This is a genomic window from Mesorhizobium sp. 1M-11, assembly GCF_001303895.1.
GTDB lineage: Bacteria > Pseudomonadota > Alphaproteobacteria > Rhizobiales > Rhizobiaceae > Mesorhizobium.
In genome coordinates, this window is the sequence record NZ_LJSD01000037.1 from 355581 (window position 1) to 370615 (window position 15035).

13 protein-coding genes are annotated in these 15035 nt (G+C 61.2%); 3 read left to right on the plus strand and 10 right to left on the minus strand.

Features of this window, described 5'->3' with window-relative positions; all coding sequences use genetic code 11:
* Window positions 1–5: 5 nt before the first annotated feature.
* From AO692_RS16755 to AO692_RS16765, 3 genes are all read right to left on the minus strand, one after another.
* Window positions 6–1742 (minus strand): Na/Pi symporter, encoded by a 1737-nt coding sequence (locus AO692_RS16755; RefSeq protein WP_054311163.1) that lies wholly within the window; start codon window positions 1740–1742, stop codon window positions 6–8.
* Window positions 1743–1789: 47 nt separating this feature from the next.
* On the minus strand, window positions 1790–2836 hold the full coding sequence (pstS, locus tag AO692_RS16760) for a phosphate ABC transporter substrate-binding protein PstS (protein ID WP_054311164.1): 1047 nt from the start codon (window positions 2834–2836) through the stop codon (window positions 1790–1792).
* 116 nt (window positions 2837–2952) lie between these two features.
* Window positions 2953–4392 carry an MFS transporter gene (locus AO692_RS16765; protein ID WP_054311241.1) on the minus strand — a complete coding sequence of 480 codons (1440 nt, stop codon included), beginning with the start codon at window positions 4390–4392 and terminating at the stop codon, window positions 2953–2955.
* A 141-nt stretch (window positions 4393–4533) separates the two neighbouring features.
* Here AO692_RS16765 and AO692_RS16770 point away from each other — a divergent pair, with 141 nt between their 5' ends.
* A complete protein-coding gene (locus AO692_RS16770; RefSeq protein WP_054311165.1) occupies window positions 4534–5469 on the plus strand; it encodes a LysR family transcriptional regulator in 936 nt (311 codons plus the stop codon).
* A 10-nt stretch (window positions 5470–5479) separates the two neighbouring features.
* Here the strand turns inward: AO692_RS16770 and AO692_RS16775 are convergent, their stop codons facing one another.
* The 4 genes from AO692_RS16775 to AO692_RS16790 form a co-directional block, all read right to left on the minus strand.
* On the minus strand, window positions 5480–6733 hold the full coding sequence (locus AO692_RS16775) for a L,D-transpeptidase family protein (RefSeq protein WP_054311166.1): 1254 nt from the start codon (window positions 6731–6733) through the stop codon (window positions 5480–5482).
* A 399-nt stretch (window positions 6734–7132) separates the two neighbouring features.
* The gene (locus AO692_RS16780; protein ID WP_054311167.1) at window positions 7133–7648 is read right to left on the minus strand and encodes a MarR family winged helix-turn-helix transcriptional regulator; all 516 of its coding nucleotides are present in this window, start codon (window positions 7646–7648) and stop codon (window positions 7133–7135) included.
* A gap of 204 nt (window positions 7649–7852) precedes the next feature.
* On the minus strand, window positions 7853–8275 hold the full coding sequence (locus tag AO692_RS16785; RefSeq protein WP_054311168.1) for a DUF6163 family protein: 423 nt from the start codon (window positions 8273–8275) through the stop codon (window positions 7853–7855).
* Window positions 8272–9315 carry an enoyl-CoA hydratase/isomerase family protein gene (locus AO692_RS16790; protein ID WP_054311242.1) on the minus strand — a complete coding sequence of 348 codons (1044 nt, stop codon included), beginning with the start codon at window positions 9313–9315 and terminating at the stop codon, window positions 8272–8274. Before AO692_RS16790 ends, AO692_RS16785 begins: the two co-directional genes overlap by 4 nt.
* 205 nt (window positions 9316–9520) lie before the next feature.
* Here AO692_RS16790 and hemB point away from each other — a divergent pair, with 205 nt between their 5' ends.
* Together hemB and AO692_RS16800 are read left to right on the plus strand one after the other, a co-directional pair.
* Entirely contained in the window at window positions 9521–10552 is a 1032-nt protein-coding gene (hemB, locus tag AO692_RS16795) for a porphobilinogen synthase (protein ID WP_054311169.1), read from the plus strand.
* Between the two features lie 8 nt (window positions 10553–10560).
* Window positions 10561–12219 carry an alpha/beta-hydrolase family protein gene (locus tag AO692_RS16800; protein ID WP_054311170.1) on the plus strand — a complete coding sequence of 553 codons (1659 nt, stop codon included), beginning with the start codon at window positions 10561–10563 and terminating at the stop codon, window positions 12217–12219.
* Window positions 12220–12225: 6 nt separating this feature from the next.
* Here AO692_RS16800 and ppk2 read toward each other — a convergent pair whose 3' ends face one another.
* The 3 genes from ppk2 to AO692_RS16815 form a co-directional block, all read right to left on the minus strand.
* On the minus strand, window positions 12226–13146 hold the full coding sequence (gene ppk2, locus AO692_RS16805; RefSeq protein ID WP_054311171.1) for a polyphosphate kinase 2: 921 nt from the start codon (window positions 13144–13146) through the stop codon (window positions 12226–12228).
* Window positions 13147–13230: 84 nt separating this feature from the next.
* Window positions 13231–14202: a glycosyl transferase family 90 gene (locus tag AO692_RS16810; RefSeq protein ID WP_054311172.1), complete on the minus strand. Its 972-nt coding sequence runs from the start codon at window positions 14200–14202 to the stop codon at window positions 13231–13233.
* Window positions 14203–14348: 146 nt separating this feature from the next.
* Window positions 14349–15014 (minus strand): GntR family transcriptional regulator, encoded by a 666-nt coding sequence (locus AO692_RS16815; RefSeq protein WP_054311173.1) that lies wholly within the window; start codon window positions 15012–15014, stop codon window positions 14349–14351.
* Between the last annotated feature and the right edge of the window lie 21 nt (window positions 15015–15035).

The window sequence follows — 15035 nt, forward strand, 5'->3', positions numbered from 1 at the left end:
ACCTGCTACTCGCCCGGCACCGGCGCCAGATCGCCGCCAAAAGCACCACCCTTTTCATCGCGCTGTTCACGTTGAGTCCTCGCACGCGCGATGACCGCCCGGCGGTTGACAGACTTGCGCTCGGCATCGATGCGCTTGATCAACAGATCGGCGCGCTCGACGCTGCCCAGCAGCGCCAGCAACGCGCCGCGTTCACCGGGAGCGATCCCTGCGCCCGCGGTCAAGGTCTGGCCACGAAGCTGCTCGACCTCGGGGAAGTTGACATGGCCGGCCGGCATTTGCGGCGCCTTCACGCCGAAGTCGGGCAGGATCTCGCGAAGGTCGAAATCCAGTTTGTCGAGCGCGGTGTCGACGATCACCTTGCCTTGCTGGCCGAAAGTCTCGCGACGGACCCGGCGCGCCACCTGATGAAGCTGCTCGGCGAGCGCCGCGGTGAAGTCCGCCTCTTCGATCAGGCTGGCGACAAGGTCGAGTTGGTCCATCGGCATATCGGACGACAGCAGTGCGGCTGAATAGGAGCGGATATCGCGCGACAGGATATCGGTCGCCAGATAGTGCTCGCCCGGATCGTTCGGCGCGCTCGCCCTGGAGCGGGCAATATCGAGGAACAGAGCCCCCGCCTTGAGGTGACGCATCGTCTCCTGCTCCACCGCAGGTACTGCCTGGCCGAGATCGGTCGAGAAACGGCGATCGAGGTATTTCGGCACCGAGAAATCTTCAACGTCATCAGCTTCTGTGTGACCGATGCGCGACAGAACACGTTCGAACACGCCAACAAATGGAAACAGCAGAACCGTGTTGAAAACGTTGAAGAAGGTCGAATAGAGGCCGACCGCAACGGGAACCAGCGGGAACGTGTCCTTGCCGTCCACCACCACAGGCACGCTCGGATCGCCGCCAAACCATTGCATGGCCCAGCGCAGCACCTCGATCGAGACGAAAAACAGCGGGACGGTGACGAAAACCCCGATCACGTTGAACGACATATGCGCGTAGGCCGCGCGCTTGGCGTTCTTGGAGAGGTTGAGCGAGGCCATCCACGAAGTGATCGTCGTGCCGAGATCGGCACCAAGCGAAAAAGCGACGGCAGTGGTCCAGTCGAGCACACCGGCAGCGCCCAGGCCCATGACAATGCCAATGGTGGCCGACGACGAATGGATCATTGCAGTGACGCCGGCGGCGATCAGGACGCATTTCAGCAGATTGAAGTAGGAATCCGCCCTCAGCGTCTGCAGCAGTTCCATCACTTCAGGCATGTTGCGCAGTGGACGCAATCCGCCGGTCATCAGGTTGAGGCCGTAGAAGATCAGCGCGAAGCCCATGCAGGCAAGCGCGATGTTGCGCACTTTCTCGCTCTTCGCGAAGCAATAGATGAGCGCAAAGATGCCCCCCAGGATCAGCCCGAGCGGCCCGAGCGGCAGGGCGATCAGACCGTTGCCCAGCGTGGTGCCGATGTTGGCGCCCATGATCACGCTGATGGCGGGCCTTAGCGCCACCACCCCGGCATTGACCAGGCCGACGACCATCACGGTCATCGCCGTCGACGATTGGATCACACCGGTGATGAGGGTACCGGCAAGCACACCTTTGATCGGCGTGCCGGCCGCCTTGGCCAGGAAATCCCGCATCTTGTTGACGGAAAGTGCCTGAATGCCGTTGGCCATGAATTCCAGGCCGAGCATGAAGATGCCCAGACCGCCGATGACGGGAACGAGGATGTCCTTGAAGATGTCGACCTGCATGTCGGTGTGCCTTCCTGTGTGGACAATGCCGACGCCTTAGGGGCGCTCTAGTTGTTCAGGTTCGTGAGGGTCTGCGACCAATAGCGGTCGACCTGGTCGGCGAGTTCGGGCGACACTGGGATGTAACCCAGTGCACGCGCGTCGCTGGCGCCCGCCGAATAAGCCAGCCGGAACAGGTCAAGCACGCGCTTGGTCCGCTCCATACCGCGATCCTTCGGCACCACCGCATAGGTGACGGCGGCCATCGGGTAGGCAGCGGGGCCCGGCATGTTGGTCGTATCGGCAAAGAAATGCCGGGAAGCATTCCATCCGACGCTCGACAGCCCAGCGGCAAGACTTTCGGCAGTGGGCGCAACAAACGCCCCTGTCTCATTCCGCAACTGCACAGCTGGCAAGCCCGCGCGCGCCACCTGACCATATTCGAGATAGGTGATGCTATCGGCCGTCGTCCCAGCCAAGGCGACCAGACTGCCGGTACCTTCCGCGCCCTGCCCGACGACCCAATTGATCAGCGTTGCCGCACCGAATTTCTCGCGCCACTGGGAACTGGTCTTCGATAGATAGCTGGTAAAGACGAATGTTGAGCCGGAACCATCCTGGCGCCGCAGCACCTTGATGACGCGGTCCGGCAGTTGGATGTCCGGATTGAGCGTGGCGATCGCCGGGTCGGACCAGCTTTTGACTTGGCCGGAGAAGATGTCGGCCAGAGTTGGACCATCCAGTCGCAACTTGCCGGCCTCGACACCAGCGACATTGGCGACCACAGCGATACCGCCCATGACGATCGGAAACTGCGCCACATTGCGCCTGGCAACTTCCTCCGGCGAAAGTGGCGCGTCGGTTGCGGCAAAATCCATATCCGGGTGCGAAAGTCGCATGACGCCGGCCAGCGAGCCGACCGGCTCGTAGTCGACAGTCCAGTCGAGGGTAAAATAGTCACCCCCATCTGCCCTTGCATCCTTGTAGGCCCGTCCCCAGGCCGAGATCACCGGCGCAGCGAAAGTCGATCCCGCGCCGCGAATTGGTTCGGCGTCCGCCGGCAACGCCGACAAGATCGCCAGGCAAAATGCCCATACCCCTGAAAAATGTCTCACGAGCGTCCCCTACGTCCGTGAAAAAACGCTAGTGGCCGCTCATAACGCTAAGATGACAGGCGTGCGAAACTTTACCGAGGCGCATCCGACAAAACCTGGCGCGTCGCGGATCGCGGCTATTCCTTTACCGTCGCCGCGTTCGCAACGCTGCCGCGCACCAGGAGGGCAACAACGGTTGCGGCAAGGATCAACATCCCCGCCACTGCAAATGTCACCCGCATCCCTGCCGCAACGGTCTCGGGATGCGCAGTCGACCCATCCACGGTACCTGAGGCGAAGGCAAACAAGGCGCCCATGACAGATGCGCCGGTGATCAGTCCGAGATTGCGCGACAGGCTCAGCATGCCCGAAACGACGCCGCGCCGATCCGGGCTGACGTCCATCATGACCGCCGTGTTGTTGGCTGCCTGGAACAGCTGATAACCGGGCGTCAGGATGGCAATGCCTGCGACATAGCCGGCGACACCGAAGGACGTCGGAACCACGACGAGGACAAACGCGCCGGCCGTCATCAAGGCCAGCCCGATGATGACCACGAGCGAAGCACTGAGCCGGTCGACGATGCGGCCGGCCGGAATGCCTGTCAGGGCGGAGATCACCGGGCCAACCGACATCGCCATACCGACGAGGGCCGCATTCAGCCCGAGTGCGCGGGCAAGGTAGAAAGGCCCGACGACGAAGGTGACCATCATGATGGTGGAAACCAGCGCGTTCATCACCAGGCTGCCGCTCAAGGAGGCATCGCGGAATGCCGAAAGCTGGATCAACGGCGAAGCCACCCTTGCTTCGACCATGACGAACAGCCCGACACCGAGAAGGGCCACCACGAGCAACGCCACATTCGGCCATCCCATATGCGCACCACCGACAGTCGTGGCGAGCGCATAGGCAGCGAGCGTGAGGCCAAGCAACAGCGTGCCGAGACTGTCAAAGCCACCACCCTTTCCAGTCGGCTTGCCGGCGGGCAGGAAGCGAGAGGCAAGAAGAAGGTTCAGCACACCGAGCGGCACCATCACCAGGAAGATCGCCCGCCAGCTTGCCGCAGCCAGCAGAACGCCACCCAGCGAGGGCCCAAGTGCGGTGCCGATCGCCGACATGGTGCCGAGCAGGCCCATCGCGCTTCCCGTTCTGTCCTTGGCGACCGTGTCGCGCACGAATGCGATGCTGAGTGCCATCAAAACCGCGGCGCCTAACCCCTGCAAAGCGCGCGCTGCGATCAGCAACCAGAGCGAAGAGACGGCACCACACAGCCCCGAGGCCAGTGCGAACAGTGAAATGCCGCCAATCAGCATGCGCCGATGACCGATCAGATCGCCAAGCCGCCCTGCAGTGACGATCGTGATCGTAACCGTCAGCAGATAAGCCAGCACAACCCATTGCACGCGCTGGAAAGACGTATCGAAGGCTTCCGCTAGCGATGGCAGTGCAACATTGGCGATGCTGATGCCCAGCGAGGAAAGCAGCATCGACAGCGCCAGGCTGATCAGCGCCCAGCGTCCGCTGTCGTCAAAAGCCTGTCCTGTTGTTGCACCACGTTCGACAGCATTCGATTGCATGATGTCCTCTGCCTTCGCCGGATCTGAAACCACGGCCAGACAGGTAGCGCTGCACATTGCATAGCGGAAGACGCATCATTTGCACTGTATTCATGCATATGACGCCTCATCAAAACAAAGGAGATGCGTTATGATCGCCCCATGTCGCATCCGGATCTCAACCTCCTGGTCACGCTCGATGTGCTGCTTGCCGAAGGCAGTGTCGCTCGCGCCGCCAAGAGACTGCGGCTCAGCGCCTCCGCGATGAGCCGCGCTCTGGCGCGGCTGCGCGAAACGACAGGCGACCCGCTCCTGGTTCGAGCCGGACGCGGGCTTGTCCCCACACCGCGTGCGCTTGAACTGCGTGAACGCGTCGGCGGTATCGTCGAAGATGCCGAAGCCATCCTCCGTCCCGCCGAAAAGCTGGATCTCACAAGGCTCACGCGGACATTTACGATGAGGAACTCCGACGGCTTTGTCGAAAACTTCGGCCCAGCCTTGCTTGCACGCATTGCCCGGGAGGCACCCGGTGTGCGGATGCGCTTCGTGCCGAAGCCGGACAAGGACAGCACACCGCTACGTGACGGCAGCGTGGATCTGGAAACCGGTGTGATCGGAACCACCACCGGACCGGAAATCCGGGCGCAGACACTCTTTCGCGATCGTTTTGTCGGTGTTGTGCGTACTGGACACCCCCTGTGCGAAGGCACCGTCACCCCCGAACGCTACGCGACCGGACAGCATGTTCTCGTCTCGCGCCGCAATCTCGACAAGGGGCCGATCGACGATGCGCTGGAAATGCTGGGATTGCAGCGGGAAATTGCCACGACCGTCAGCGGCTTCCTGGAGGCACTCGTCTTCGCGCGAGCGGCGGGTCTGATCGCCAGCGTTCCAGAGCGTTACACCGGCCATCTGAGAGATGGCATGTACCGCTTCGCGCTGCCTTTCGCACTGCCGGAAATCACCATTTCTCTTTTGTGGCATCCGCGGCTCCACGCCGACCCGGCGCATCGCTGGCTGCGCGGCTGCGTGCGCGACGTTTGTACCGGAAACGACAAAGCCACCGGCGTTGCCGCCGATGGCCATGATGAAATCTGATCGGCTCTTCTTAGAGCGACGAGGTGATCTGCAACTCATCGACGCCGTCGCGACGATAGATGTCGTCGCGGAACTGCACGACACCAGTACCCGTCGACCAGGCCGAGACGTAGGTGAAGTAGACCGGAACCGGATTCGTGACGGCAACCGGGGTGCTGTTACCCGTCTTGATGGTCTCCTCGAAATGCTGGCGGCTCCAGCCCGGGGTGTCGCGCAGGATCCAGGTGACGAGGTCGCGCACATTCTGAACGCGCACGCAGCCCGATGAATCAAAACGCATCAGCTTGCCGAACAGGCTCTGCTGCGGCGTATCGTGCATGTAGACGCCGTCCGGGCTCGGGAAGTTGATCTTGACCGACGCCATGGCGTTGCCCGTGCCCGGATCCTGCCGGAAGCGATACTTGACGGCGTCTTCCGTCGACCAGTCCACGGTGGTCGGATCGACCTCTGTGCCGTCCGGCGCGAGCAGGCGGATGTGGCTGTCCTTGAGGTAATCCGGGTTCTTACGCATCAGTGGAATGATGTCCTTGCGGACGATCGACACCGGCGCATTCCAATAGGGATTGACGATGATCTCGTTGATCTTCGAATTGACGATCGGCGTCTGGCGGTCGATCTTGCCGACAATTGCCGTGTGACGCAGCACGACGCGGTCTCCCTCCACCGCCTCGATCTGTGCGGCCGGGATGTTGACCATCACATAGCGGTTGCCGAGAAAGCCGCCCATCGCGCGCAGGCGCACCAGATTGGTTTCGAGCTGACCGAGACGGACCTGCGCCGAAATATTCATCGCGGCAAAGGTGTATTTGCCGGTGACGCCGTCAGCCGGCAGCCCATGACGGGTCTGGAACCGCTTCAGTGCCGCATCGACGTAGGAATCGAAGGATTCCGACAGACCGGCGCTCTGCGACAGGTCGCCTGATACCATCAGCCGCTTGCGCAACGGCACGACATCGGCGTCGGAAACACCGAGCTTCAGCTTCTTGGTTGCCGGCACTTCAGGCCACCCACCCTGAGCCACGATCTCGCGATACTGGGCGATGGCCTGCTCGGTATAGGTAACGGTCTGCGGGCTGAAGATCGGCAGCGTCGAGGCGACCTTGCCACTTTGGGTGGCGCGCGCATCGAAGGTGTCGTCCCAATTGCCCTGCCCTGCCGCCTTCAGGATACCGTCAACGGCGTCCTGAGCGCTGGCGGCACCGGCGGCAAAAGCCACGGCGAGCGCGGAAGCTCCGGTGAGAAACAGGCGGCGGCTGGTGTTCATGAGCGTTCCAGACTTGTTCAACAATTCGACGATCGGCCATTGGGCCTGGTTAGCGGCCCGCACTCTATGGTTGCCATCCTTAACATTTAGCCAACCATATCTCGTATCTCGCTGCCGGAAAACGCACATTCGCGAGAGCAGACCAGTCAGCCAAACCCGACTGCACCGTCCGATTTCTCGCTTTCACCGGAATATGGCGGCAATTGGGCGTGAAGCCCGCGCTTTAGACCTATGTTGCACGAAAGAATGGGCCAGTGCCTTTTCGGCACCGGCCCAGTCCGGAGATTTTTTGGTCTCCTCCTCCCCGCTCTTTGGCGTGGTATTGAACTGCGCCGCCGAAGCGTCGCGCAAGAGAAAGCCCGCCGGCCTTACCGGCGGGCAAACCCAAAAGACAGCCGCTCACATACGGTAGGCGATGGTGTCGTTCCAGAAGCGGTCGAGGCGCTGCAGGGCACGGTTCATCTGCTTGAACTCGTCCTGATTGATGCCGCCGACATGCTCGATCGAGCCGATGTGTCGCTCGTAGAGACCGGCTACCACCTCTGCCACCTCGTTGCCCTTGTCGGTCAGGCTGACGCGAACCGAACGACGGTCGATGCGCGAGCGCTGATGGTTGATGAAGCCCAGGTCGACAAGCTTCTTCAGGTTATAGGATACGTTGGAACCGAGATAGTAACCGCGCGAGCGCAGCTCACCGGCGGTCAGTTCGGCGTTGCCGATGTTGAACAGCAGCAGAGCCTGGACAGCATTGATGTCGGAACGACCATTGCGATCGAACTCATCCTTGATCACATCAAGCAAACGCCGATGCAAACGCTCGACCAGCTGAAGGGATTCCATGTAAAGCGTGCGGATGGACTCGCGGCGTTCATCGATAACGTTGGCGGTCTTCGCCACTGGACGCGAATTGATCATTGTCTTTGCCTCTCGTTTGTCGCCCGGTGATTTTTTGTTTTTTGTCACCTTGATCGCGACACTATCGAATACCTATAAAATTCGACTTAAACGCCAAGGCTAACAAGAGCTTACCGGTAAGAGGTTTCGAGAGAGGGTTAATAAAAACCCCGCCGAGGGAAGAAAATTAACCTAAAGATTTAGCGAATGGCCAAAAGGCCGAAATCATGCGCGCCGGCGGCGTCTCTGGAAATGCACGACGAGCCTGAGTGCAACGTAGATCAAAGCCACGGCGGCATGTGTTGCGACGATCGGCCAGCGTTCGCCGAAAAGCTGCGGGTAACCCACATACATGATCGTTTCGGTCAGGGCGCAGATGAACCAGATGACGGGTCCCCACGACGCGAGCATCCACAGGCCTGCGGCGGCAAAGGGGAAGAAGACGGCCAGGATCGCGGCGGCGAGTTGCCAGTGCACCGGCATCAGGTCGAAGCGCCATAGTGGCCCTGGGTAGAAGCCGATGAGCCGAATCCAGTAGAGAACGCCGAACATCAGGCAATAGACGGCGACGATGCGCTGGAACCATTCGAAGACGAGTTCCGTCGTCGAGGGTTCCAGAACCACGCGGCTTTGCGCGGCGTCGTTCACAGCGCCAATTCCCGCTCGCCGAGCGACGCGAAATATGGATCGACGTCCCCCGGCGCGACCGAACCAAGCCCGGCGGGTCGCCATTTCGGCTGACGGTCCTTGTCGACGATCGCAGCGCGGATGCCTTCATAGAAGTCGTGGCCTTCCAGCATGCGCACCAGGATGCGGAATTCCATCCGCATGCAATCGTCCATCGACAAGGAATGGCCGGCGCGGATCTGACGGAAGGCGACGTTGAGGCTGGTCGGCGAACGCTGCGCAATGGTAGCCAGCGTTTTGGAAGCGAACTCGTCGCTGGTGGCCTCGGCTTCGAGGCTGGCGGTGACCTCCGCCAGTGTGCCTTTGGAGAAATGCCTTGCGATCGCCTCGCGCGCAGGCGGTCCGGTTTCGGCGTCAGGGCGGACGGCATGGTCGCGCAGTACCGCGTCCACATCTCCCGTCTCGGTCAGACGCCGGATGATGTCTGCCTGGTCGGCCGCCTTGATCGCGTGGGTGGCCAAGCCCGACCACAAGGCATCGCCATAGCGGATGCGCTCGCCGGTCAACGCCAGATACACGCCGAAACTATCCTCCAGACCCGGCAAGAGGTGACTGCCGCCCACATCGGGGAAGAAGCCAATGCCGACCTCCGGCATCGCAAACTGGGCGTTTTCTGTAAGCAGCCGATATGAGCCATGGAAGGAAAGACCGACGCCGCCACCCATGACGATCCCGTCGATCAACGACACATACGGCTTGGGAAAGCGGGGAATGCGCGCGTTCAGCCTGTACTCGTCGGCAAAGAACTCGACGGGCGGCTTGCCAGCCTTGCCGCCTTCATAGACTGCCATGATGTCGCCGCCGGCCGAAAACGCCCTGCCCTCTCCCTTCAGCAGCACGAGATCGATCGCGGGATCGGTTTCCCAGGCGTCCAGCGCCCGCGAAAGCGCGTTGATCATGCGGTGCGTGATGGCGTTGAGTGCCTGCGGACGGGTCATCGTCACTATGCCGGCGCGGCCCATCCTTTCGAAGCGGATTTCCTCGCCGCCGCCAAAGTCCATTGCCATAGAATCCTCATTCGTATGCACTGGAAGTGCTAAGCGCCCCCCTCTGGCGCGTCAATGCCGCCCACCCTTTTCGACCGGTTCGGCCCCAGGCAAGCGGACAGAATGGACTGCGACCATCCGCGCAACTGCTGGCACAACCATGCCGCATTGGTCGCTGCGGCCAGCGCATGTTAGAAAACCACCGATCGGAGTTTTGGCCATGAACAAGTTCACCCCCACAAAACCAGCTGGCGCACGCAGCGTCGACGAGATCACCGGCTCGCGCCGCCTGCGCCGCATGCGCAAGGCCGATTGGTCGCGCCGCCTCGTTCAGGAAAACCGCCTGACCGTCGACGACCTGATCTGGCCGATCTTCCTGACGAGTGGAACGAATGTGCGCGAACCGATCGACGCCATGCCGGATGTCTTCCGCCTCAGCATCGACGAGGCGGTTCGTGAAGCAGAACGTGCCGCGAAGCTCGGCATCCCTGCGATCGCAACCTTCCCGAATATCGAGGCCGGGCGCAAGGACGAGGCTGGTTCGCACATTCTCGATCCGGACAACCTGATCAACGCCGCGACGCGTGCGATCAAAGCAGCCGTTCCGCAGATCGGTATCATCACCGACGTCGCACTCGACCCGTTCACCAGCCACGGCCATGACGGCATCCTGCGCGAAGGCATCATCGTCAATGACGAGACGGTCGAGCAGGTGGCCGCTGCAGCCGTATTGCAGGCCGCCGCCGGAGCCGACATCATCGCCCCTTCGGACATGATGGACGGCCGCATCGGGGCGATCCGCGATGCGCTGGATGCCAACGGGTTCCAGGATGTCGCCATCATGTCCTATGCGACCAAATTCGCCTCCGCCTTCTACGGCCCCTACCGCGAGGCGATCGGCACGCAGGGTCTGCTCAAGGGCGACAAGAAGACCTATTACATCGATCACGCCAACAGCGATGAGGCTGTTCGGGAGGCGGAACAGGACCTCGCCGAAGGGGCTGACATGCTGATGGTGAAGCCTGGCCTGCCCTATCTCGACATCATCCGCCGCCTGAAGGACGAGTTCGCGATACCGACCTTCGCCTACCAGGTGTCCGGCGAATACGCGATGATCAAGGCCGCCGCCGCCAATGGCTGGATCGACGGCGAAAAGGTGATGCTGGAATCATTGCTGGCATTCAAGCGCGCCGGCTGCGACGGCATTCTCACCTATTTCGCGCCGAGGGTGGCCGAAATCCTGAAAGGCTGAACCCGCGCATGGTGTTCCGGTGGGCAGCCAGGACAATCGACGCCTTCTCGCTGACCGGATTGGCTCTCGCCACGCTATTCTTCTGCGCGTCGCTCACGCCCAGCCTCATTCCACGCGACAGCATCACACAAGGCGTTCTGTCGGGGCTGAGTTTCTCTTGCGGCTATGGTGTCGGCGTCGCCCTGCGTGCGCTCTGGAGCTATATGGAGTTGCCCAAGGCGGACCCGCATCGGCTGGTCAGCGCGTCACGAGTGACCATCCTTGCCTGTCTCGCCGGTGCAGTCTTCTTCCTGATCCAGGCGTCCAGCTGGCAGGACTCCATCCGCGTCCTGATGGGCATGGAACCGGCAGACAAGATCGGACCGATACAGGTCGCGTTGATCGCGCTGGTGACTTTTGTGTTCGTGATCCTCATCGCCCGGCTTCTCGCTCGCATCTTCCGCATCGTTGCAGGGCGCCTGCGCCCTTATGTGCCACGCCGCGTTGCTGGCGTTGTCGGGCTTGCCGTCACCGCCCTTCTCTTCTGGTCGGTGGTTGATGGCGTGCTCCTGCGTTTCGCAATTCGGGCCATGGACTCGTCCTATCGGGAACTGGACCAGATCATCGATGCTGACCTGCGTCCGCCAAGCGATCCTCAAAAGACCGGCAGTTCTGCCTCGCTGATCGACTGGCAAGGGCTCGGCAAGATGGGGCGCAGCTACATCGCCTCGGCACCGACCGGCAAGGAAATCGGGTCCCAAACTGGTGAAAGCGCGAAGGAACCGATCCGCGTCTATGCCGGCCTGAACTCCGCCGAAACCGTCGAGGAGCGGGCAAGGCTGGCGCTTGAGGAACTCGTGCGCGTTGGCGGCTTCGAGCGCACAGCGCTTGTCATCATCACCCCGACCGGGACGGGTTGGGTGGATCCAGCCGGCATCGACCCGGTAGAATATCTACACCATGGCGACATCGCGAGCATCGCCATCCAGTATTCCTACCTGCCGAGCTGGCTCTCGCTGCTGATCGAGCCAGGTTACGGCTCAGAAGCCTCACGGGCGCTTTTCACGCAGGTCTACGGATACTGGAAGAAATTGCCGAAGGACCGGCGCCCGAAACTCTACCTCTACGGCCTTAGCCTCGGCGCGATGAATTCCGATCTGTCGAGCGATATCTATGATGTCGTCGCCGACCCGTACCAGGGCGCAGTATGGGCGGGGCCACCCTTCCCCAGCCGAACCTGGAAAATTGCAACTGCAGGCCGGGTCGCCGGCTCACCCGCATGGCTGCCACGCTTCCGCGACGGTTCGGTCATCCGCTTCACCAGCCAGCACAATGCCCTCGATCTCGATGGTGCGCCATGGGGACCGATACGAGTCGTCTATCTGCAATATGCCAGCGACCCGATCGTCTTCTTCGACCCTTATGCGGCCTACAGCAGGCCAGATTGGATGAAGGGCGAACGTGGACCGGATGTCTCACCGCGCTTCCGTTGGTTCCCGATCGTCACGCTGTTGCAGTTGACCGTCGATATCGGACTCGGCACGACAACGCCGATCGGCTATGGGCATGTCTACGCGCCAGAACATTATATCGACGCCTGGATGGCCGTCACCCAGCCGTCCGGATGGACGGCTGAAAAGGTCGAGGCGCTGAAAGCCTTCTTTGTCGCCCAGCGCAAGGCCGAATGATCGGCCTCAGTATTTCTGCGGCACGTAAAGTTCCGGCGGCAGCACGGCACGTTCGTATTCCGGATTGAAGACGCGGTCGGGCAGCGTGATCTCATCGTGCTGCACCTCCTCATATCGAACCTGCTGCAACAAGTGATCGATACAGTTCAGCCGTGCCCGCTTCTTGTCGTTGCCTTCAACGATGAACCAGGGCGCTTCCTGGATGTTGGTGCGTGACAACATCTCTTCCTTGGCCTTGGTATATTGTTCCCAGCGCACGCGTGACTGCAGGTCCATCGGCGACAGCTTCCACTGCTTCATCGGATCGTGGATACGCATGAGGAAGCGCATCTGCTGCTCCTCGTCGGTGATCGAGAACCAATATTTCACCAGGATGATGCCGGAGCGCACAAGCATGCGCTCGAATTCCGGCACGTCGCGGAAGAACTCCTCGACCTGATCCGGCGTGGCGAAGCCCATCACCCGCTCGACGCCGGAACGGTTGTACCAGGAACGGTCAAACAGCACGATCTCGCCGCCGGCCGGCAGGTGAGGCACATAGCGCTGGAAATACCATTGCGAACGCTCGCGCTCGGTTGGCGCCGGCAACGCCACGACACGGCAGATGCGAGGGTTGAGGCGCTGGGTGATCCGCTTGATGACACCGCCCTTGCCGGCGGAATCGCGTCCTTCGAACAGCACCACCACCTTGGCTTTCGTGTGGGCAACCCATGACTGCAGCTTGATCAATTCCGACTGCAATCTGAGCAATTCACGGAAATAGACCTGGCGCTCGACGGACGGCGGATGCGTCCGCTTGTATATCTTGGCGATTTCCTCCGAAAGCGCGGGTTCCGACAGTTCGAGCTCGTAATCTTCATCGAGCGTGTCCGCCAGTTCTGCCTCGAGCCAGTCAGCGGCGGGGGAATTGCGTTCCAGTTCGGTCATGATGTCGCTCCGCGTTCGCACCGTGAGCCGACCAATATCCGCAGGCAATGACGGTTTTATTGCACCTGCGAAACCAAAGAGCGTCTATGCCGAAACGAAGCGCCAAATCTTCTCATCGGGCTCGATCTGTCCGCTGAGGACGAAATATTTGTAGAGCACGAGGAAGCACAAAGCCCTTTCGGTCGGCTCGTCCAGAAACTGGCGGCAATAGGCCTGCGCCGATGCGATGATGCGCTCCGCCTGTTCGGGATGGCGCTCGAAGAACGCGACCTTGTCGGTAATATCGGAGAAATCGGGCGCGAGCTGCACATAGTGCTGATCCGGCTTGAGATGCCCCTCGCAGAACCAGATCTCATTGGTCGGTTCGGGCATCAGGCAGAGCGAATTCGAGCTCATGATCCATTTGAGGTTCGTTGCCACGTCGTAGCCTTCAAGCGAGACGATGTAGCGATAACGCTTCTGGTCCTCGACACTCATGAATGGTTTGCGGTGGCGCTCGGGCGCATGGGTGGCCGGCGATCCGACGTCACAGAACGGCAGTCCCTGTGCGGCGTCCAGAAAAACCAGACGCATCGGATTGTTCATGTCGCCCCGCCAGACGACCCTGGGTTGCTTATCGGCAAACCGCATCGGATCCGCCTGCAACTGGAAATGTCGCAGTTTGTCCATCTTGAACAGAACGCCGTTGGCATTGTCCGCGCCAATCGGGCGGTTCTTGACAATGGAGGGAACCGGCGGAAGCCCGCGAACGTCACCGAACTCAAGGTCCAGACGCAGATCTGCATCGAAGTAGCGGGCGAACTCCTTGAGATCGTAATAATACATCGACGGACGGCGCGGCAGCGTCGCGACCGTCACTGCTGCCGGGCTTGGCGCGAACGGATCCCGCAGTTTGTTGTAGTAATTGAGCCGGTCAAGAAGCGCGGGGCCGCGGCGTATCGCGGTTGCGAGCGCCTGATCCAACCGATGGCGGAAGAGCAATTGCGGCGCGCTGTCGCGAACAATATTGCGCGCGTAATAGAAGACCTTGCCAGTCCTGCGACGAAGATTACGCATCGAAATTCCAACGCAAAAGCCCGCGCAGGCTTTTAGCGTCATGGTCGTTGCCGCGCCAGATAATCCCGGTGAAAAACAGTCAAAGAATGTGACGAAACATTATCAAAGAATAGCGACGGTGGATCCTCTCAAGAGGCACGGTTTTTCTAGGCAGCAACGACGGCGAAGCCACGGGCTCGCAGACCACGTCGCTCGGTTTGCAGCGAGCCGACCAGCCGGTCACGGCTGCCGCCGATATGCCGGATCAGAAGATCGGCTGCCTCGTCACCTCGCCCTGCCCGCAGAGCGGTCAAGATGGTTCCGTGCTCCGCCCAGGCCCGCGCGGATGCGGCCTCATCGCGGATTTCCAGCCAGCGCGCCCGTGACAGCCGGGTCATGGCGTCGCGTACAGCGCGAAACAGGAACTCATTGCCAGACAGGCGCGCCAGTTCGACATGGAAATCGGTGCCGACCCGATGCCATTCCTCTCTCGGTGTGTCCGGTCCGCAAGAATCAAGCATCGCCTCGATTGCATCGAGACCACTCTTGTCGGTGAGCATCGCCGTGAGCCGTGCCGCCGCGGCCTCAACAGCCTGCCGATAGACGGCAATCTGCTCGATTTCAGCAAGATTGATCGGCGAAACCGTCCAGCCCCGACCGTCTCGAGCAACAAGCCCTTCTGTCTCCAGCCTGAGCAGAGCAGCGCGCACCGGGGTGCGCGAAGCTCCGAAACGGCTCTCGATCCAGCGCTCGGTCAACTTTTCCCCGGGGCCGATGTCGAGCCCGAGGATCATTTCACGAAGCTGGCGCTCGACCTGCTGCATCTGCGACATCGCAGCCGCTCTCCCTTTCAC

Bases quoted from the DNA above. Each gene is read 5' to 3' on its own strand.
- AO692_RS16815 (WP_054311173.1), bottom strand. From the start codon at position 15,014: ATGTCGCAGATGCAGCAGGTCGAGCGCCAGCTTCGTGAAATGATCCTC.
- AO692_RS16775 (WP_054311166.1), bottom strand. From the start codon at position 6,733: ATGAACACCAGCCGCCGCCTGTTTCTCACCGGAGCTTCCGCGCTCGCC.
- AO692_RS16780 (WP_054311167.1), bottom strand. From the start codon at position 7,648: ATGATCAATTCGCGTCCAGTGGCGAAGACCGCCAACGTTATCGATGAA.
- AO692_RS16770 (WP_054311165.1), top strand. From the start codon at position 4,534: ATGTCGCATCCGGATCTCAACCTCCTGGTCACGCTCGATGTGCTGCTT.
- AO692_RS16765 (WP_054311241.1), bottom strand. From the start codon at position 4,392: ATGCAATCGAATGCTGTCGAACGTGGTGCAACAACAGGACAGGCTTTT.
- AO692_RS16810 (WP_054311172.1), bottom strand. From the start codon at position 14,202: ATGCGTAATCTTCGTCGCAGGACTGGCAAGGTCTTCTATTACGCGCGC.
- ppk2 (WP_054311171.1), bottom strand. From the start codon at position 13,146: ATGACCGAACTGGAACGCAATTCCCCCGCCGCTGACTGGCTCGAGGCA.
- AO692_RS16790 (WP_054311242.1), bottom strand. From the start codon at position 9,315: ATGGACTTTGGCGGCGGCGAGGAAATCCGCTTCGAAAGGATGGGCCGC.
- hemB (WP_054311169.1), top strand. From the start codon at position 9,521: ATGAACAAGTTCACCCCCACAAAACCAGCTGGCGCACGCAGCGTCGAC.
- AO692_RS16755 (WP_054311163.1), bottom strand. From the start codon at position 1,742: ATGCAGGTCGACATCTTCAAGGACATCCTCGTTCCCGTCATCGGCGGT.
- AO692_RS16800 (WP_054311170.1), top strand. From the start codon at position 10,561: ATGGTGTTCCGGTGGGCAGCCAGGACAATCGACGCCTTCTCGCTGACC.